Raw genomic sequence first — 19,269 nt, forward strand, 5'->3', positions numbered from 1 at the left:
ATATGAGTGATAACAATAAACCAAAAATCAATGTACCACGCTTTAATCTAACGTGGCTTTATGTCATTATTGCCTTGATTTTTGCCTTTCTCTATTTTTCTGGAGACGAAGGAAGTGCCACCAAAGAGGTGAACTATACCGAATTTCAGGAAATGGTGTCCAAAGGCTATGCTGACAAAATCGTGGCATACGACAACAATGCGGTGGAAATGTATATCAAGCCAGACCACATTGTAGATGTATTCAAAAAAGATGCCAGCAAAGTTGGAAGAAGTCCTTCCATCAACGTACAGATCGGCTCCATGGAAGCTTTAGATAAGTTTCTGGATGAACAGACCAAAGAAGGTAACTTTACCGGTTCTATCCAATACGAAAAGAAAAGTGACTATTTTAGCATAATCCTGTGGAACGTTCTGCCGTTTGTCTTCCTTATCGGTATCTGGATGTTTGCCATGCGCCGCATGGGTGGCGGAGGAGGAGCCGGAGGAGGCTCAAATGTATTTAATGTGGGAAGAAGCAAAGCACAGCTTTTTGAAAAAGGGACTAATCGCATTACATTTAAGGATGTTGCCGGACAAGCCGCTGCCAAACAGGAAGTACAGGAAATTGTAGATTTCTTGAAACAGCCGCAAAAATATACAGAACTAGGTGGAAAGATTCCCAAGGGTGCTCTGCTTGTAGGCCCTCCGGGAACTGGTAAGACATTGTTAGCCAAAGCCGTCGCAGGTGAAGCCGATGTACCCTTTTTCTCTATTTCCGGATCAGACTTTGTAGAAATGTTTGTCGGTGTCGGTGCTTCTCGCGTACGTGATTTGTTCCGTCAGGCAAAAGAAAAATCGCCTTGTATCATCTTTATTGATGAAATTGATGCTGTAGGCCGTGCCCGTGGCAAAAACCCAAGCATGGGAGGAAATGACGAACGTGAAAATACATTGAACCAGCTTCTGACAGAAATGGACGGATTTGGTTCAAACAGTGGAGTCATTATCTTAGCGGCAACCAACCGTGTAGATATTCTGGATAAGGCCTTACTGCGTGCAGGACGTTTTGACCGACAAATATATGTAGACCTTCCTGATTTGAATGAACGAAAGGAAGTGTTTGGTGTTCATCTTAAACCTTTGAAACTGGACAGCAACGTAGATGTGGATTTGTTAGCGCGTCAAACCCCTGGATTCAGTGGTGCAGACATTGCCAACGTATGTAATGAGGCTGCTCTTATTGCAGCACGTCATCAAAAGAAGAGTGTAGATAAAGATGATTTCTTAGCTGCAATTGACCGTATCGTAGGTGGCTTGGAAAAGAAAACAAAAGTCATGACTGCTGCCGAAAAACGCGCCATTGCGCTTCACGAAGCAGGTCATGCCACCATCTCATGGTTCTTGGAACATGCCAACCCGCTGATTAAAGTAACGATTGTCCCAAGAGGACGTGCATTAGGAGCAGCATGGTATCTGCCTGAAGAGCGACAGATTACCACCAAGGAACAAATGCTGGATGAAATGTGTGCCACATTAGGCGGACGCGCTGCTGAAGAAATTTTCATCGGACACATCTCTACCGGAGCGATGAATGACTTGGAAAGAGTCACCAAACAGGCTTACGGCATGATTGCATACGCAGGTATGAGTGACAAGCTTCCTAATCTCTGTTATTATAATAGCAATGAAGATTACAGCTTTACGAAACCATACAGTGAACATACAGCTGAGCTTATAGACCAGGAAGTACAGCACATGATTAATGAGCAGTACATGCGTGCAAAGGCCTTGCTGCAAGAACATAGTGAAGGGCACAATCAACTGGCACAGCTGTTAATTGACCGAGAAGTAATCTTTGCAGAAGATGTTGAAAAGATTTTCGGTAAACGTCCATGGACTTCCCGTTCGGAAGAAATTATGGCGGCCAATGAGCAGCTACCGGAAACCAAACAACTGGAAAACAAGCAGGAAAATACGGATGGTGAAAATAACTCTTCTAGTGAAAACAACACCCCTTCACAGGAAGAAAACCAAGAAAAAGAAGAAGCATAACCGAACAAAAACCTACCAACGTGAAAAATAACTTTATTCAACGAGCAATTACGGGAATAATCTTCGTAGGAGTACTTATTGGTTGTATTCTTGGAGGTCCTATCTCTTTCACCCTATTGTTTGCACTGATTACAGCCCTGACTATTCATGAGTTCGGGAACATCGTAAGCAAACAACCGGATGTAGAGATAAACAAACCTATATGTATGTTGGCCGGTGTATTTTTATTTTTCGGATTTGCCTATTTAGGTGTCATGCCTGGACAAACAGAAATACTGATTCCTTACTTATTTCTTATCATATACCTGCTTGTCAGTGAGCTATATTTAAAGAAAAAGAATCCACTGAACAACTGGGCGTATGCCATGATGAGCCAAATCTACATCGCACTTTCGTTTGCGATGTTAAACGTACTGGCCTATCATTCTATTGGAAATGAAGGAGAACTGTCACATTATCAGGTACAGTACAACCCGATATTGCCGTTGTCAATATTTATTTTCACATGGATTAATGATACGGGAGCATATTGTACAGGCATGCTATTCGGGAAACATCGCTTGTTTGAACGAATATCCCCTAAAAAATCATGGGAAGGTTCCATTGGTGGAGGAGTCTTCAGTATCATAGGGGCTATTGTAATGGCGCATTTCTTTCCGTTTATGCCAATCAGTATCTGGATAGGCTTGGCTTTGACCGTTGTGATATTCGGTACATTAGGAGATTTGACAGAATCGTTGCTTAAACGCACTATTGGAATAAAGGACTCAGGCAATATATTACCTGGCCATGGAGGTATGTTAGATCGCTTTGACAGTACCCTGATGGCGGTTCCAGCAGCGGTTGTTTATCTGTATATCATTTCTTTTATTGAATAATATAAGCAGAAAATTGATAACAGGTCCTTCAGTCTTACTGTAAGGACCTGTTATATTTTTGAGATAAAAGTTCAACGATTTTTCCGGCTGCCCGTTCAGAAGCTCCTTCCTGTCCTAGAATTTTAATCAACGCATCATAATCCTGCAACATTTTCTCACGAGTCATTTGCCCAGGTAGGATTGCATCTAATTGTTGCTTCACATTTTCTACGGTCATACCATCCGCTACCAGTTCAGCCACGACTTCACGACCAGCAATCAAATTGACCAAAGAAATATATTTAACTTTTAAAATATGTCGGCGTAAGAATGAAACCAGTTTTCCTGCAGCAGTATAATAACACACCACCTGAGGCACCCAGAACAAGGCTGTTTCAAGCGTAGCCGTACCACTGGTAACCAAAGCAGCCGTAGCATGACTTAGTAAGCTATATGTCTGCCCAAATATAATTTTAGTATCAGTCCCCATATAAGCCTGATAAAATTCAGGTGCTATTCCAGGAGCTCCCGCAATAACAAACTGATACTCTGTATAGTTACGGGAAGCTTGTATCATTCGCTGTAGATTATCCTTAATCTCCTGTTTACGGCTACCAGCCAACAAAGCAATAATCGGCTTTTTATCCAACCCGTTACGAAAGGTAAATTCCTCAAAGCTCTCGGTATATCCTTGCCTAAAACAATGTACGGCATCTACACACGGATTTCCGACATAATGAATGGGATAATTATGTTTCTTGAAAAAATCCACTTCAAAAGGTAATATAGAGAACAATTCATCCACATCTCGTTTAATATTCTTGATGCGGTATTCCTTCCAAGCCCAAATTTTAGGAGAAATATAATAGAAGATTGGAATATTCGTATGCGCTTTTATATATTCAGCTATTTTCAAGTTAAACCCCGGATAATCCACCAAAATCAATGCGTCAGGATTCCACTGAACAATATCTTTCTTACAAAAATCCATATTACGAAAGATTGTCCGCAAATGAAGCAACACCGGGATAAATCCCATGTATGCCATATCCTTATAATGCTTGACCAGTGAACCTCCTGCTGCTGCCATTAAATCACCTCCGAAAAAACGAAACTCGGCTTTGGAATCTTTTTCTTGCAGTGCCTTCATTAAATTAGATGCATGCAAATCACCCGAGGCTTCACCTACAATTAAATAATATTTCATAGCTGCCAATTCCAGTGATTCAATTGCTCCATCAAAGTATAAGCCGTTACATCTATCTGAGTAGGAGTAATAGCTACGTATCCATGATCTAATGCCCAATGGTCGGTATCTTGTGCCTCAGGTTCATCGTTCCGGTAAGAACCTGTAAGCCAATAATAGTTTCCACCTCTAGGATGAACAGACTTTACGAACTCATTTGTCCAGACTCCGTCTGTTTGACGACAAATACGCACACCCTTCAGCTCCTTTACATCAGGGAAATTTACATTCAAACAGGTGCCTACAGGCAACCCATGCTGCAATACCTCTTCTACGATACGTTGTATATAAGGGAAAGTAGGCGTAAAATCAGCATCTTCCGCATGATTACAAAGAGAAAAACCGACTGAAGGTATTTTTTTCAGACATCCTTCTATTACAACTCCCATTGTACCTGAATAGTGTACATTAACAGAAGAGTTATCTCCGTGATTAATTCCTCCTATCACCATATCAGGCGTACGGGGTACCAAGTCGTGCAAGGCCAGTTTCACACAGTCCACAGGAGTACCCGTACAACTGTACAATGAAAATCCCGGTGCCGACTCTATCTTTTTACAACGAAGCGGATGCTCTGAAGTAATAGAACCGGAAGCTCCAGAACGTGGTCCAGAAGGTGCTACTACCATCAAATCAGCCATTGGTCTTAATACTTTTATCAGTTCCTGAATGCCCTTTGCGGCAAATCCATCATCATTCGACAACAACAGAAATGGTTTCTCTTTCATCATATCTTTATTATCCAAACTTTTATGAGTGTAAAGTTACAACAAATCTTAATCTTACCAAACCACATCATGCAATTAGCTAAAAATATATATCTTTGCCCGCGTGAAGTTATTAACAGATGAGGTGAGTTTTCAACACTTTCCCAAAAGTCATGGAATTTTAATTGAAACTATCGTCATTTATTAGTTACTTCGCAATCAGAATAAACTGATTAATATGGGAAAAATTATTGCTTTAGCCAACCAAAAAGGAGGTGTAGGCAAAACTACTACCACTATAAATTTGGCTGCATCTTTAGCTACTCTCGAGAAGAAAGTACTAGTGATTGACGCTGACCCTCAGGCAAATGCCTCATCCGGCCTTGGTGTAGATTTGAAAGACATTGACTGTTCAATCTATGAATGTCTGATCAATCAGGCTGATATACGGGAAGCGATTTATACAACCGATATTGACGGATTAGACATCATACCTTCTCACATTGACCTGGTGGGTGCTGAAATCGAAATGCTGAATTTGGAGAACCGTGAGAAAATCATGCGACGCGCGTTAGAGCCGATGAAAAGCGAATACGATTACATTTTGATAGACTGTTCTCCATCTTTAGGTTTAATTACCATCAATGCCTTAACAGCTGCCGACTCTGTAATTATTCCAGTGCAATGTGAGTATTTTGCGCTAGAGGGTATCAGCAAGCTTTTAAACACAATCAAGATTATCAAGACAAAACTAAATCCTTCATTGGAAATCGAAGGATTCCTGCTGACGATGTTCGACTCGCGTTTGCGTCTGGCCAACCAGATATACGACGAAGTGAAAAGACATTTCCAGGAACTGGTTTTCAAAACCATTATTCAGCGTAATGTCAAATTAAGCGAAGCACCCAGCCACGGCATTCCTGCTATTCTTTATGATGCAGAATCAACCGGAGCTAAAAACCATTTGGCTTTAGCCAATGAAATTATAACAAGAAATAGCAAATAAGTATATGGCAGTACAAAAAAAATTTGCATTAGGACGAGGACTTGATGCTCTGATATCCAACGAAGAAGTGAAAACTTCCGGATCATCATCCATCAACGAAATAGAACTGGACAAAATATCTGTAAACCCCAACCAGCCTCGTCGTGAATTTGACCCTATCGCCTTACAAGAACTGGCTGATTCCATTGCGGAAATAGGTATCATCCAGCCCATCACCTTACGTAAGCTCAACGAAGATTCTTATCAAATTATTGCAGGTGAAAGACGATACAGAGCATCTATACTTGCCGGTCTGAAAACAATTCCAGCATACATTCGTACTGCAGATGACGAGAATGTGATGGAAATGGCCTTGATTGAAAATATTCAACGCGAAGACCTGAATTCTCTGGAAATCGCATTGGCCTACCAGCATTTAATTGAACAATATGAACTGACACAAGAACGCCTGAGCGAACGCATTGGCAAAAAACGAACAACCATAGCAAACTATTTACGTCTGCTAAAATTGCCAGCCCCCATCCAGGTAGCCTTGAAGAATAAGGAAATAGATATGGGACATGCACGCGCGTTACTAACTCTGGAAGATCCTAAAACTCAGATACGTATTTTTAATGAGACGGTCGCTCAAGGGTATTCCGTGCGTAAAGTGGAAGAAATCGTAAAAGCACTGGCTAACGGTGAAAGTATAAAAAGTGGAGGAAAAACAATCTCTGCCAAAGGCACACAACTATCTGAAGAATACTCTATGCTTCAAAATCATCTATGTACTTTCTTTGGAACAAAAGTACAGCTTTCCTGTACCAATAAAGGGAAAGGAAAAATCAGCATTCCTTTCAACAGCGATGCAGATTTGGAAAGAATTATGGAGATTCTGGATTCTTTGAAAAAAACGGAATAAACAAAAATAATTTGAGAGCACATACTTTTACATATATTCTGTCGCTTATCCTGCTATTCTGTATCCCTTGGGGAAACATGGAAGTGAATGCACAGCGAGCCCAAAAACGCAGGGAAGGTATACTTACAGCCGATTCTATCCGCTCACAGAATCGTGCTGACAGTCTAGCCTTGGCCGATACGACCAACCTACACCGGCAACTTGCTTTGGAAACGCTGGAAGCGCCTATAGATACAGCTGCTCTAGCAAAACAGAATGATTCTATTCAAAAGAACTTACCTCCAACTCAGGAGAAAAAACGCTGGATACCCAATTCTAACCGTACAGTATGGTTAGGACTCGTTATCCCTGGAGCCGGACAGATTTACAACCGGAAGTACTGGAAACTACCTATCATTTATGGAGGTTTCGTAGGATGTGCATACGCCTTGACATGGAACGGACAGATGTATAAGGATTATTCGCAAGCCTACCAAGACATTATGAGCGATAACCCCAATAACAACAGCTATCTGGATTTCCTTCCCCCCGGAACAAATGTCAATGACCGTTTGGAGTATTGGCAGGAAATCTTCCGAAAACGAAAAGACCTTTATCGCCGTCAACGCGACTTAAGTATATTTGCATTCATTGGTGTATATCTGCTATCAGTGATTGATGCCTATGTAGATGCTGAGCTGTCTGATTTTGATATCAGCAAAGACCTCAGCATGAAATGGGAACCTACCGTGTTCAACGATGCATTCCGCAACCGTCCGCAAGGAGTTGGTTTGCAATGCTGTATTAAATTTTAAAAGATGAAAAGAATAATTTTTAGTTTACTTACTGCTGCAATCTGTAACGCTTCATCTCTTTTTGCCCAACAGACAGAAAAGACGATTACCATACAAGCTAATGGACAAGAAGATGTAATAGATTTACCAGAAGGAATGATTTCTACCACGGATAGTCTGTACTTGGACTGGATTTCCAAACATTACATAAATCCAGCCGAGAACTGTACAATGACTACCCAAAATCCAGAAGTCAGCGATTCTATCTACATGGATCGTTTACAGCGCATTCCTGCCATCATAGAGATGCCTTATAATGACATCATACGGAAATTTATAGACATGTATTCTACCCGGCTCCGCCAAAAGGTTTCATTTATGCTGAGCGCCAACAATCTATACATGCCTATTTTTGAAGAAGCATTAGATTTGTACGACCTTCCTTTAGAATTAAAATATCTTCCTGTTATTGAATCTGCATTAAATCCAACTGCAACTTCTTCACAGGGTGCTGTAGGATTGTGGCAATTCATGCTTCGCACGGGACAAGTATACGGTTTGAAAGTTAATTCACTTGTGGACGAACGCAGAGACCCTATTAAATCTACCCGCGCAGCAGCTCGATATTTGAAAGACTTATATGATATTTATCAAGATTGGAATCTCGTTCTAGCAGCCTATAACTGTGGACCTGGTACTATCAACAAGGCTATCCGCCGTGCTGGAGGTGAAAAAGACTTCTGGAAAATCTACAACTTTTTACCCAAAGAGACCCGAGGCTACGTACCTGCATTTGTAGCAGCAAACTACATCATGACTTATTATTGCGAGCACTACATTAGCCCTATGGAGATGAACATGCCAGAAAGTACTGATACTGTCCATATCAACCGCTCATTAAATTTGAATCAAATAGCTGAAGTCTGTAAGATTGACATTGATCAACTACGAGCGCTCAATCCGGAGTTTAAAAAAGATATCATTCCAGGAAATGAGAAGCCTTATGCCTTACGGTTGCCAACTCAGATGATGAGCTGTTTTATTGATCACGAAGACAGTATCTACAACTACAAACCGGAAATTTATCAGACACGTCGTAATACTGTAACAGTCAGCAATACCACTACTAAAGGGAAAAATAGCGGGAAAGCTGTATACCACCGTATCCGTAACGGAGAGACATTAGGAGGTATTGCCGCTAAGTACGGAGTTAGCGTAAGCCAATTACGGAGACTGAACGGAATCAAGGGAAGTAGCATCCGGGCTGGCAAATCTCTACGCATCCGGTAAGAAAACCCCTCATTTGCTTGTTTGATTCGTATTTTTCTCTATTTTTGCATTATTGATTCAAAGAAAAGGGAGAGAATTATGACCGAGGAGAAACTTACGCAGGAACAGACAGATGAAAAACTGATTGATGAAGCATTTCAGGAGCTATTGGACCAATACCTGAAAAGTAAACATCGGAAAAAAGTCGAGATAATTACAAAAGCATTTAATTTCGCCCGACAGGCACACAAAGGAGTGCGCCGACGTTCGGGCGAGCCTTATATTCTACATCCTATCGCTGTAGCACGCATCGCCTGCGTAGAAATCGGCTTAGGATCTACCTCTATTTGTTCTGCTCTACTCCACGACGTAGTAGAAGATACTGACTACACCGTAGAGGATATCGAAAACTTGTTTGGACCTAAGATTGCTCAAATTGTAGATGGATTAACCAAAATCTCAGGAGGAATCTTCGGAGACAGAGCTTCTGCACAAGCAGAGAACTTTAAGAAGTTGCTTCTCACAATGAATGATGACATCCGTGTCATTCTTATAAAAATTGCCGACCGGTTGCATAATATGCGTACCTTAGGCTCCATGCTTCCAAGCAAACAATATAAAATTGCCGGGGAAACACTCTATATCTACGCTCCTCTCGCCAACCGACTGGGTCTGAATCGTATCAAGACTGAATTGGAAGACTTAAGTTTTAAATATGAACACCCAGAAGCTTACCAGCAAATCGAAGAAAAGCTAAAGGCTACTCAAGCAGAAAGAACCAACTTATTTGAAGAATTCACAGCTCCCATTCGCGAACAATTAGATAAAATGGGACTCCCTTATCGTATTCTGGCACGTATCAAGTCTCCCTACTCCATCTGGAACAAGATGCAAAACAAACATATCACGTTTGAAGAAATCTATGACATACTTGCCGTACGCATCATATTCACTCCTAAGAATGAAGAGGAAGAACTGAATGACTGCTTCAACATTTATGTAGCTATCTCCCGGATATATAAGCCTCATCCTGACCGTTTGCGCGATTGGGTCAGCCATCCAAAAGCCAATGGATATCAGGCTCTTCATGTGACATTGATGAGCAACAAAGGACAGTGGATTGAAGTTCAGATCAGAAGTGAGCGAATGAATGATGTAGCAGAACAAGGTTTTGCTGCACACTGGAAATACAAAGAAGGAGGAGGAAGTGAAGACGAAGGAGAACTTAGCAAATGGCTGAAAACCATCAAAGAAATTTTGGATGATCCGCAGCCCGATGCCCTTGATTTTTTGGATACAATCAAGCTTAATCTTTTCGCATCTGAGATATTTGTATTTACTCCTAAGGGTGAAATTAAAACGATGCCTCAGAATGCAACCGCACTTGATTTTGCTTTCTCCATTCATACATTCTTAGGAAGCCATTGTATTGGAGCTAAAGTAAACCATAAACTGGTACCACTGAGCCATAAACTGCAAAGTGGAGATCAGGTAGAAATTCTGACTTCAAAATCACAGAAAGTACAACCTTCATGGATTAATTTTGCCACGACAGCAAAAGCCAAGGCTAAAATATTATCCATCCTCAAAAGAGAACGAAAGGAAGTCCAACAGGCCGGAGAAGACATGCTGCATGAATTCCTTAAGAAAGAAGGCATTGAAGCTACCGAAACGAACATCCAGAAGCTCTGTACCCTTCATAAATTAAAAACTCCTGAAGACTTGATGTACCAGATCGGGCAAAAAGTTTTCACCTTAGGAGATTTGGATAAGAATGAGTTAAAAGAAAAATCCACCCCTACAAATTGGAAAAAATACATTGCATTTGCATTTGGAGGAGGAAGCAAACCCAAGTCTCAGGATAATGCATCTTCCAAAGAAAAACCTGCTTTGAACATCGACAAGAAGAAAATTGTCAAGCTTACGCCTGAAGAAATTCAGAAACACTACATCATTGCAGACTGCTGTAAACCAATCCCTGGAGATGATGTCTTAGGATATATTGACGACAACAATCGAATTATTATCCATAAGCGCCAATGCCCGATAGCTACGCAACTGAAAACCAGCTTTGGCAACAGATTATTGGCCGTACAATGGGAAATTGGCAAAGCACTTAACTTCCCGGTAAATGTATACATGAAAGGAATCGATGGAATTGGGGTGCTTAACCAAGTAACAGGTATTATATCACAACAGTTGAACGTAAATATTCACAAATTGAATATCGAGTCCAATGATGGTATTTTTGAAGGCCGAATTCAATTGTTTGTACACGATGTAGATGATGTAAATACCATCTGCGAGAACCTTAAGAAATTAGACCACATCAAGAAAGTCACCCGAATAGAAAACTTCGATGACACCATTACCGATTAAAAACTTGCTGTTGTCGCATTTCCGTTATAGCCAATCCGATAAAAAATCTTACTCAAATTCAGGACCGGTCTCTCCGCTGAGATACCGGTCTCTTTTGTTTTTGTAAAGAATTCCTGAACTTTTTCATGAAATATCCGTTCGTTATTTCTTGAAGACAAAACCAGATTTACCTCGACACGTACGTGACGAGGTCATGACACGTACGTGCGGAGAGGTCGACACGTACGTGTCGAGGTCTTAACACGAACGTGCTGCGACATCATCGTAAAGATATTTCCTGTACAATTTCTATTGCATCGGGCAATAATATAGAACAGCTCTATCCGAATAGAGCTTCAGATTTTTATATAGCTTTTCTGATGGAGCTGACTGATAAAACGGGAAAAGTATAAGAGCTAAAAAAACAAAAACCGCTGATATTCAGCGGTTTAAAATAATCATCGTGGACCTGGAGGGAGTCGAACCCTCGTCCAAACAAGGAAGCCATATGCTTTCTACATGCTTATCTCTGCCTTCGGTTTTCGTGCATAAGCAAGACCAGAGCCACCCACTTATACCTTAGTTCCTAAAATTTCATTTCAGTCGCGGAACGAGACCAAAACTATTTCCGAATTTGCTGCACCGCTAAACCAAACGCTTCGGAACAAGAGCTTTTGAGCGATGTCTCGTTTCCATCACTTTGACGGAAATAAAGCTAATCTACTGTACTTCGATTAAGCAGCGAGAGCATAGTTTTCGTTGCCAGATAATTGTTCAGTAACTGAGATTATAGTGCAAATCACTGACGCACTGCATGCTTACATACCACATCTCTCGCTGTCAAAACCAAACAAGCCCAAGATTAGTATCAAACTTTTGCAAAGATAGTAAATCAAATACTATTTACAAAAAAAGAGAGGTAAATTCACTTGTTTTTCATCCTCGCCAGCAAATTTACCCCTCTATTTTCAGACTAATTCATTATTAATGATGGAATAAACGGATTCCCGTAAATGCCATTGCAATACCGTATTTATCGCAAGTTTCAATCACATGGTCATCACGCACAGAACCTCCTGCCTGAGCAATATATTCCACGCCACTCTTGTGAGCACGTTCAATATTATCTCCAAACGGGAAGAAAGCATCCGAACCCAATGATACTCCCTTCAATGTATCAAGCCAAGCACGTTTTTCTTCGCGTGTCAATACTTCAGGTTTCTCAGTGTAGAACTGCTGCCATACTCCATCAGCCAATACATCGTCATGATCTTCGCTAATATAAATATCGATGGTATTATCACGATCGGCACGACGGATCTTTTCTACCCAAGGCAAATTCAGCACCTTCGGATGCTGGCGCAAATACCAGATATCAGCCTTATTACCAGCCAGGCGAGTACAATGGATACGGCTCTGCTGTCCGGCACCAATACCGATAGCCTGTCCATCCTTCACGTAGCAAACAGAATTAGACTGAGTATATTTCAAAGTGATTAATGCAATCATCAAATCACGTTTAGCAGCTTCAGGGAAATTCTTATTCTGAGTCGGAATGTTTTCAAACAATTCTGCTCCATTCAATTTCACTTCGTTACGCCCCTGCTCAAAAGTGATACCAAACACATCCTTACGTTCAATGGGATTCGGACGATATTCCGGATCAATTTTAATCACGTTATAAGTACCCTTACGTTTATTTTTCAGAATTTCAAGGGCTGCGTCAGTGTATCCCGGAGCAATCACGCCGTCAGAAACCTCACGATTGATAAAACGAGCTGTTTCTTCATCACAGACGTCACTCAAAGCTATAAAATCGCCATACGATGACATACGGTCTGCTCCACGCGCACGCACGTACGCATTTGCCAACGGAGATAAAGGCAAATTATCCACGAAATAAATCTTTTTCATGGTTTCATCCAGTTCCAGACCGATTGCGGCTCCGGCAGGACTCACGTGCTTGAACGAAGTTGCAGCCGGCATTCCGGTAGCTTCTTTCAATTCTTTCACCAACTGCCATCCGTTAAACGCATCCAGGAAGTTAATGTATCCAGGACGTCCGTTCAATACTTCAATAGGCAGTTCTCCCTCCTGCATGAAAATGCGGGCCGGCTTCTGGTTAGGGTTACAGCCGTACTTGAGTTCGAGTTCTTTAGCCATATTTTAATAGTTTGGTTGAATTTTCTACAAAAGTACGAAAAAATCAGAAGCTTCTTCATGATAAGTGCATGATTTTAAGAATTCCTCCAAAAGCCAACTGGAATATCACAAAATAAATCTGTATTTTTGCCTATATTCTATACAAAATATAAATGTTATGATAGACGAATTATTAAATTTCAACAAGACTTTCGTAGAAACCAAGGGATACGAAAAGTACATAACGAACAAATACCCTGACAAAAAAATTGCCATTGTCACTTGCATGGATACCCGCCTGACAGAATTACTTCCCGCAGCCTTAGGAATAAAGAACGGTGACGTCAAAATCATCAAGAATGCCGGAGGTACCATCACTCACCCTTTCGGCAGTGCCATGCGAAGCTTACTTGTGGCAATCTATGAGTTAGGAGTAGAAGAAGTCATGATTATCGGACATACCGATTGTGGCGTACAGCACATGGACAGTGAAACCATGCTACAGCACATGCGTGAAAGAGGAATCTCACAAGACCATATTGAAATGATGCAATATTGTGACATCAACCTTAACTCATGGCTCAGCGGATTTAACGACACGGAAGAAGCCGTACAAAAGAGTGTACACATCGTACGCCATCACCCGCTCGTGCCTCAAGACATAAAAGTAAGAGGGTTTATCATGAATTCCACAACAGGGAATCTCACCGAAATAGAAGACAAATAAAAAAATAAAAGCCGATAAAGGGCATTAACCCTTTATCGGCCTTCTTTTTAAGGATACAAAATTATCTTTCTTCTGTAAGCGCAATCATTGAAACTTCCTGAGGTACATAATCTCCCTGGAAGAAGCGGCTGGCACGAAGCAAATGACGCCAGATACTTACCAACTCCTGAGATTCCTGAAGAATATTCAAATATACCATAGATGCCTTCAAGCTTGCATTATCGCCTTCCTGCATGCGGTTCATCTGCTGTTTACGCAAAGCAGAGATACGATTTTTCAGGTCATCTCCTTTTTTCAGAATATCATCTGCATCTTCATAATTATCCTGGCTGATAGCCACTTTGGCACGTTCCATCAGTTTGCATAATTCATCACGTACAGGCAAAAATTCTTTTACACAATCCGGAGAAATCGGATTAAAGTTATTGTCTACATGCTCCTTACATGGTTCACAAATTCGCTTCAAGCAATAAAGCATCTGCTCACAACTGTTACTTCCCAAGTGGAACCAAGTATTCTTTTCCATAGCCACGGTTATCGGCAAACGGCGGAGACCAAGTATTTCCTTACGACGACGTTTCTTCAACATTTTTTTCTGGTCGTCCGTCGCACTCATAGCCTTTCGCAAGCTACGCAAATCTTCATTAATGAACCCGTCGGTTACCTGTACATACGTCTTTTCACAGAAACCCACATAATCAGTCAGTGTTTCCTGTACATGCTGACGAAGCAAAGCCAAAGTTTCACCCTTATCCTTACTACTCATCATGCGTTTAAACACATCATCCTGGCTTTCAATCTTTTCCTTCTTTCCATATTTAATATTACTACGAACAAGAAGTACCACAGCTATTACGATAAATACAAACATACCGAAGAAGCTGGTGTAGAACATGATGAAAGTTACCAAAGCACAGATAGTGAAAGCTACAAATGCAGTGATAAACCAACCACCAATCACAGAAAGCATACCCGTAATACGATATACAGCACTTTCACGACTCCAGGCGCGGTCGGCCAACGAGCTACCCATCGCTACAATGAATGTAACATAAGTAGTAGACAAAGGCAGTTTCATGGTTGTACCGATGATAATCAACAATCCGGAAAGAACCAGATTCACAGAAGCACGTACCATATCAAACGCAGCTCCGTCTGCCAAAATAACCTCATCTTTATTGAAACGGCTGTCAATCCAACGACGAACATTTACCGGAATAACACGTACCAGAAAATCATTGATATTAGTCGCACGACGAACAATCACACGAGCCAATGCAGAAGAACCGAACATTTCATCACCTTCTTCCTGACGAGCCAAATCTACAGAAGTCTTGATTACATTCTTCGCTTTCTTTGAAGTGGCCAGCGCATATACCATCACGATACCAGACGCAATCAGGAAAATAGGAGGAGTCTTGGCAGAAGACATCAACGAAGACATCATAAAGTCATGTATTCCGGCACCGTTAGAATTAGCGACATAATCTGTATAAGCAGAGAAACCAGCCAAAGGTACACCGATAAAGTTAACCAAGTCATTTCCGGCAAAAGCCAATGCCAGAGAGAATGTACCCAGCAATACAATAATCTTAAACACATTTACCTTGCACCAGTGCAACACCTGCATGAGTATGGTAAACACGACAAAGCATCCACCTACCAATGCCATTGTATTATCTTGAATCCATTGCAAAGCTTCCGGAGTCATAAAAGAAGCACTCTTCAGCCCCTTAATGATAATAAAATACCCCAAAGAAGTTACGGCAATACCACCGAAAATTCCAATAGTCCAAGAAAGATTCTTTTTATAATTGAAACTGAAAATTAGTCGAGATATATATTGTACAATAGTACCGACAATAAAAGCGACAGCTACCGAAAGGAAAATACCCATAATCACAGAAAGGGCCTTTTCCGTATTCATCATATCACCTAAGGTTAACAGTCCGGTTTCATCACCGACAATCTTTAAAATGGCAAGAATAAAAGTACCTCCCAATAATTCAAATACCATTGAAACAGTGGTAGAAGTAGGAAGTCCTAACGTATTAAAGACATCCAGAAGGACCACATCCGTCACCATTACCGCGAGCAGAATACACATGATTTCATAAAAGCTGAAGTTTACCGGATGAAAAATTCCGTGACGGGCAATATCCATCATCCCGTTACTCAGCACCGCTCCAGCAAACACTCCGATAGCAGCTACAATAATAATTGTTCTGAACTTTGCCACTTTTGCACCTACCGCAGAGTTCATGAAATTCACTGCGTCATTACTGACCCCCACCAGCAAATCAAAGACTGCCAGCATAAATAAGAAAATAACAATTCCTAAATAAACAGTTTCCATACTTGTTTTGTTAAGTTTTTTCCGAGTGCAAAAATATTTCGTTCGTGTTATAAAAGAATGTCATATATGTTACAATCGTGTTACAAAATAAAAAGGACAGCCTGAAAAAACTTTGTATCTCTTCAAACGACAGCATTAAAACTTTCAGTGAGAATGCAAAAAAAAGATATTTTATGCTCATTATCCTGCGTTTATCATCTGAAAATTCGTAATTTTGCAACTGAATTTTAAATATCAAACATTTATGTCAGAATCAAAGAAAATAAAGACCGCATTGGTGTCTGTTTACCATAAAGACGGTTTGGACGCCATCCTGGCCAAGCTTCATGCAGAAGGCGTTGAGTTCTTGTCTACCGGAGGAACACGTCAGTTCATTGAATCATTAGGTTATCCTTGCAAGGCTGTAGAAGACATTACCACTTATCCTTCTATTCTTGGAGGACGCGTTAAGACATTGCATCCTAAAATCTTTGGAGGTATCCTTTGCCGTAGAGAACTGGAAGGCGACCAGAAGCAGGTTGCTCAGTATGAAATTCCAGAGATTGACTTGGTTATTGTAGACTTGTATCCTTTTGAAGATACAGTTGCAAGCGGTGCAGCAGAACAAGACATCATCGAAAAAATTGATATAGGTGGTATCTCATTGATTCGTGCCGGAGCTAAGAACTTCAATGATGTAGTAATCGTAGCCAGCAAGCATCAATACCAACCCTTATTGGAAATCCTCAACAAACAGGGAGCTGTAACCACACGCGAACAACGCCGTTGGTTTGCAGGTGAAGCATTTACTGTTTCTTCACACTACGACACTGCTATCCGCGATTATTTCAAAAAATAATTGTGCTGGCAGTCATTCAGTCTTCCTAAAACGGATTTATTAATTTCAAAATTCTAGACTTATATTAAAGGAATGGGATTATTCTCCTTTACACAAAACATAGCGATGGACCTTGGCACAGCCAATACCATCATTATCAGCAATGACAAGATTGTGGTAGACGAACCATCTGTTGTTGCATTGGATCGTCGCACAGACAAGATGATTGCCGTAGGTGAACGTGCCAAGCTGATGTACGAAAAAGAAAATCCGAACATTCGCACTGTACGTCCGTTACGTGACGGTGTTATTGCCGACTTCAACGCTTGCGAACAGATGATGCGCGGATTGATTAAAAAAGTAAATACAGGACGCCATTTCTTCACTCCCTCTTTACGTATGGTAATCGGAGTACCTTCCGGTTCTACAGAAGTAGAATTACGCGCCGTACGTGACAGCGCGGAACATGCAGGAGGACGTGATGTCTACCTGATATTCGAACCTATGGCTGCAGCTATCGGTATCGGACTGGATGTAGAAGCTCCGGAAGGTAACATGGTAGTTGACATAGGTGGAGGTTCTACAGAAATCGCCGTCATTTCTTTGGGAGGTATTGTGTCAAATAACTCTATCCGTGTAGCCGGAGATGATTTGACAGCCGATATTCAGGAATACATGAGCCGTCAGCACAATGTCAAAGTCAGTGAAAGAATGGCAGAGCGTATCAAGATTCACGTAGGTGCAGCCATGACAGACCTGGGAGATGATGCACCTGAAGATTATATCGTACGTGGTCCAAACAGAATTACTGCCCTGCCGATGGAGGTTCCGGTATGCTATCAGGAAATCGCGCATTGTATGGAAAAGAGCATTGCCAAAATAGAAACAGCTATTTTAAGTGCCCTGGAAAATACACCTCCTGAATTGTATGCCGACATTGTAAACAATGGTATCTATCTGGCTGGAGGCGGAGCGCTTCTGAGAGGACTTGACAAACGACTGACAGATAAAATCAACATTCCTTTCCATATTGCCGAAGATCCTTTGCTGAGCGTAGCCAAGGGAACAGGCATTGCACTGAAGAATGTAGATCGTTTCTCATTCCTGATGAGATAATATCATAAAAAATTGAAAATGAAGAGATTTCAGATTTCTTCATTTTCAATTTTCATTTTTTCGTTTATACACCATTCGGATTCTCTGACATGCGAAACCTGCTTAATTTTCTGCTGAAATATAATCACTGGTTCCTTTTCGTTCTTTTGGAGGTTATTTCACTTACCCTGCTGTTCCGTTTCAACAACTATCAGGGAAGTACTTTCTTTACTTCTGCTAATTACCTCGCAGGGATAGTATACGAAGCCTCCAGTCAAGTAACACGCTATTTTGGCCTGACAGAAGTCAACAAAGACTTAACTGCACGAAATGTCGAACTGGAAATTGAAGTGGAACGCTTGTCACAAGCCTTAGAACAATATACACAAGACACTACAGGAGTGGCTAACCTGCGTAAAGAAGCATTAAAAGACTATGTGTTATATGATGCAAGAGTAGTCAACAACAGCATCACACACCCCAACAATTTCATTACCATCGACAAAGGAGAAGCCGACGGCATCCGCCCGGAAATGGGAGTCGTATGTGGAAACGGAGTAGTCGGCATTGTTTACCTCACAGGAAAGCATCATGCCATAGTACTGCCTGTATTAAACTCTAAAAGCAGCATCAGCTGTAAAATCAAACGAACCTCTTATTTCGGTTTTCTGAAATGGGAAGGAGGTTCTTCACAATATGCCTACGTCAAAGATATGCCCCGACATTCCGAATTCTCATTGGGTGATACGATTGTAACAAGTGGGCACAGCGCCGTTTTTCCAGCCGGGATACCTGTAGGCACTGTAGATGACATGGAAGACAGCCACGACGGACTATCTTACCTGCTCAAGGTCAAGTTATTCACGGACTTTGCCCGACTGAACAATGTCAGGGTTTTAGGGTCATTCAACGGCACTGAGCAGGCACAACTTGAGGATAGCATACATTCAATGCAACCATAAAAATTAACGATACAGAAAGC

14 protein-coding genes, 1 other RNA gene and 1 pseudogene are annotated in these 19,269 nt (G+C 41.2%); 11 read left to right on the forward strand and 5 right to left on the reverse strand.

Annotated elements, in window-relative coordinates:
• Window positions 1-2 precede the first annotated feature (2 nt).
• Both ftsH and BACPLE_RS11530 read left to right on the forward strand, forming a co-directional pair.
• On the forward strand, window positions 3-2,033 hold the full coding sequence (gene ftsH / locus BACPLE_RS11525; RefSeq protein WP_007562080.1) for an ATP-dependent zinc metalloprotease FtsH: 2,031 nt from the start codon (window positions 3-5) through the stop codon (window positions 2,031-2,033).
• A gap of 20 nt (window positions 2,034-2,053) precedes the next feature.
• On the forward strand, window positions 2,054-2,911 hold the full coding sequence (locus BACPLE_RS11530) for a phosphatidate cytidylyltransferase (protein ID WP_007562082.1): 858 nt from the start codon (window positions 2,054-2,056) through the stop codon (window positions 2,909-2,911).
• A gap of 34 nt (window positions 2,912-2,945) precedes the next feature.
• On the opposite strand, the gene lpxB is transcribed toward BACPLE_RS11530, so the two are convergent.
• Both lpxB and surE read right to left on the reverse strand, forming a co-directional pair.
• The gene (gene lpxB / locus BACPLE_RS11535; protein ID WP_007562083.1) at window positions 2,946-4,097 is read right to left on the reverse strand and encodes a lipid-A-disaccharide synthase; all 1,152 of its coding nucleotides are present in this window, start codon (window positions 4,095-4,097) and stop codon (window positions 2,946-2,948) included.
• A complete protein-coding gene (gene surE, locus BACPLE_RS11540; RefSeq protein WP_007562085.1) occupies window positions 4,094-4,867 on the reverse strand; it encodes a 5'/3'-nucleotidase SurE in 774 nt (257 codons plus the stop codon). The genes lpxB and surE overlap by 4 nt, the downstream gene beginning before the upstream one ends.
• A gap of 214 nt (window positions 4,868-5,081) precedes the next feature.
• On the opposite strand from surE, the gene BACPLE_RS11545 reads away from it, so the two are divergent.
• The 5 genes from BACPLE_RS11545 (at window position 5,082) to BACPLE_RS11565 (ending at window position 11,171) form a co-directional block, all read left to right on the forward strand.
• Entirely contained in the window at window positions 5,082-5,849 is a 768-nt protein-coding gene (locus BACPLE_RS11545; RefSeq protein ID WP_007562086.1) for a ParA family protein, read from the forward strand.
• A 4-nt stretch (window positions 5,850-5,853) separates the two neighbouring features.
• Window positions 5,854-6,750 (forward strand): ParB/RepB/Spo0J family partition protein, encoded by an 897-nt coding sequence (locus BACPLE_RS11550; protein ID WP_007562088.1) that lies wholly within the window; start codon window positions 5,854-5,856, stop codon window positions 6,748-6,750.
• 11 nt (window positions 6,751-6,761) lie between these two features.
• A complete protein-coding gene (locus BACPLE_RS11555; protein WP_223805040.1) occupies window positions 6,762-7,544 on the forward strand; it encodes a DUF5683 domain-containing protein in 783 nt (260 codons plus the stop codon).
• Between the two features lie 3 nt (window positions 7,545-7,547).
• Window positions 7,548-8,813, forward strand: coding sequence for a lytic transglycosylase domain-containing protein (locus tag BACPLE_RS11560; RefSeq protein ID WP_007562093.1), 1,266 nt, complete (start codon window positions 7,548-7,550; stop codon window positions 8,811-8,813).
• Window positions 8,814-8,891: 78 nt separating this feature from the next.
• Window positions 8,892-11,171: a RelA/SpoT family protein gene (locus tag BACPLE_RS11565; protein WP_007562095.1), complete on the forward strand. Its 2,280-nt coding sequence runs from the start codon at window positions 8,892-8,894 to the stop codon at window positions 11,169-11,171.
• Window positions 11,172-11,611: 440 nt separating this feature from the next.
• On the opposite strand, the gene ssrA is transcribed toward BACPLE_RS11565, so the two are convergent.
• Window positions 11,612-12,008: a transfer-messenger RNA gene (gene ssrA / locus BACPLE_RS18900) on the reverse strand.
• A gap of 126 nt (window positions 12,009-12,134) precedes the next feature.
• Window positions 12,135-13,313, reverse strand: a complete 1,179-nt coding sequence (locus BACPLE_RS11570) for a phosphoribosylaminoimidazolecarboxamide formyltransferase (protein ID WP_007562101.1) — start codon at window positions 13,311-13,313, stop codon at window positions 12,135-12,137.
• Between the two features lie 157 nt (window positions 13,314-13,470).
• On the opposite strand from BACPLE_RS11570, the gene BACPLE_RS11575 reads away from it, so the two are divergent.
• Complete coding sequence (locus tag BACPLE_RS11575) at window positions 13,471-14,019, forward strand: beta-class carbonic anhydrase (protein ID WP_007562103.1); 549 nt, start codon at window positions 13,471-13,473, stop codon at window positions 14,017-14,019.
• A 61-nt stretch (window positions 14,020-14,080) separates the two neighbouring features.
• Here BACPLE_RS11575 and BACPLE_RS11580 read toward each other — a convergent pair whose 3' ends face one another.
• Entirely contained in the window at window positions 14,081-16,375 is a 2,295-nt protein-coding gene (locus BACPLE_RS11580; protein WP_007562105.1) for an inorganic phosphate transporter, read from the reverse strand.
• A gap of 244 nt (window positions 16,376-16,619) precedes the next feature.
• Here BACPLE_RS11580 and BACPLE_RS11585 point away from each other — a divergent pair.
• The 3 genes and pseudogenes from BACPLE_RS11585 to mreC form a co-directional block, all read left to right on the forward strand.
• Window positions 16,620-17,204: pseudogene (locus tag BACPLE_RS11585) on the forward strand (IMP cyclohydrolase); the annotation flags it as partial.
• A gap of 81 nt (window positions 17,205-17,285) precedes the next feature.
• A complete protein-coding gene (locus BACPLE_RS11590) occupies window positions 17,286-18,308 on the forward strand; it encodes a rod shape-determining protein (RefSeq protein ID WP_007562111.1) in 1,023 nt (340 codons plus the stop codon).
• Window positions 18,309-18,397: 89 nt separating this feature from the next.
• The gene (gene mreC, locus BACPLE_RS11595; protein ID WP_007562113.1) at window positions 18,398-19,249 is read left to right on the forward strand and encodes a rod shape-determining protein MreC; all 852 of its coding nucleotides are present in this window, start codon (window positions 18,398-18,400) and stop codon (window positions 19,247-19,249) included.
• Window positions 19,250-19,269: the final 20 nt, after the last annotated feature.

It is taken from the genome of Phocaeicola plebeius DSM 17135 (assembly GCF_000187895.1).
In the GTDB taxonomy this organism is placed as follows: Bacteria; Bacteroidota; Bacteroidia; order Bacteroidales; family Bacteroidaceae; genus Phocaeicola; species Phocaeicola plebeius.

Excerpts from the sequence above, each read along its gene's own strand:
- BACPLE_RS11560 (WP_007562093.1), top strand. The coding sequence starts at position 7,548 with ATGAAAAGAATAATTTTTAGTTTACTTACTGCTGCAATCTGTAACGCT.
- mreC (WP_007562113.1), top strand. The coding sequence starts at position 18,398 with ATGCGAAACCTGCTTAATTTTCTGCTGAAATATAATCACTGGTTCCTT.
- BACPLE_RS11565 (WP_007562095.1), top strand. The coding sequence starts at position 8,892 with ATGACCGAGGAGAAACTTACGCAGGAACAGACAGATGAAAAACTGATT.
- BACPLE_RS11570 (WP_007562101.1), bottom strand. The coding sequence starts at position 13,313 with ATGGCTAAAGAACTCGAACTCAAGTACGGCTGTAACCCTAACCAGAAG.
- BACPLE_RS11550 (WP_007562088.1), top strand. The coding sequence starts at position 5,854 with ATGGCAGTACAAAAAAAATTTGCATTAGGACGAGGACTTGATGCTCTG.
- ftsH (WP_007562080.1), top strand. The coding sequence starts at position 3 with ATGAGTGATAACAATAAACCAAAAATCAATGTACCACGCTTTAATCTA.
- surE (WP_007562085.1), bottom strand. The coding sequence starts at position 4,867 with ATGATGAAAGAGAAACCATTTCTGTTGTTGTCGAATGATGATGGATTT.
- BACPLE_RS11580 (WP_007562105.1), bottom strand. The coding sequence starts at position 16,375 with ATGGAAACTGTTTATTTAGGAATTGTTATTTTCTTATTTATGCTGGCA.
- BACPLE_RS11545 (WP_007562086.1), top strand. The coding sequence starts at position 5,082 with ATGGGAAAAATTATTGCTTTAGCCAACCAAAAAGGAGGTGTAGGCAAA.
- BACPLE_RS11575 (WP_007562103.1), top strand. The coding sequence starts at position 13,471 with ATGATAGACGAATTATTAAATTTCAACAAGACTTTCGTAGAAACCAAG.
- lpxB (WP_007562083.1), bottom strand. The coding sequence starts at position 4,097 with ATGAAATATTATTTAATTGTAGGTGAAGCCTCGGGTGATTTGCATGCA.
- BACPLE_RS11590 (WP_007562111.1), top strand. The coding sequence starts at position 17,286 with ATGGGATTATTCTCCTTTACACAAAACATAGCGATGGACCTTGGCACA.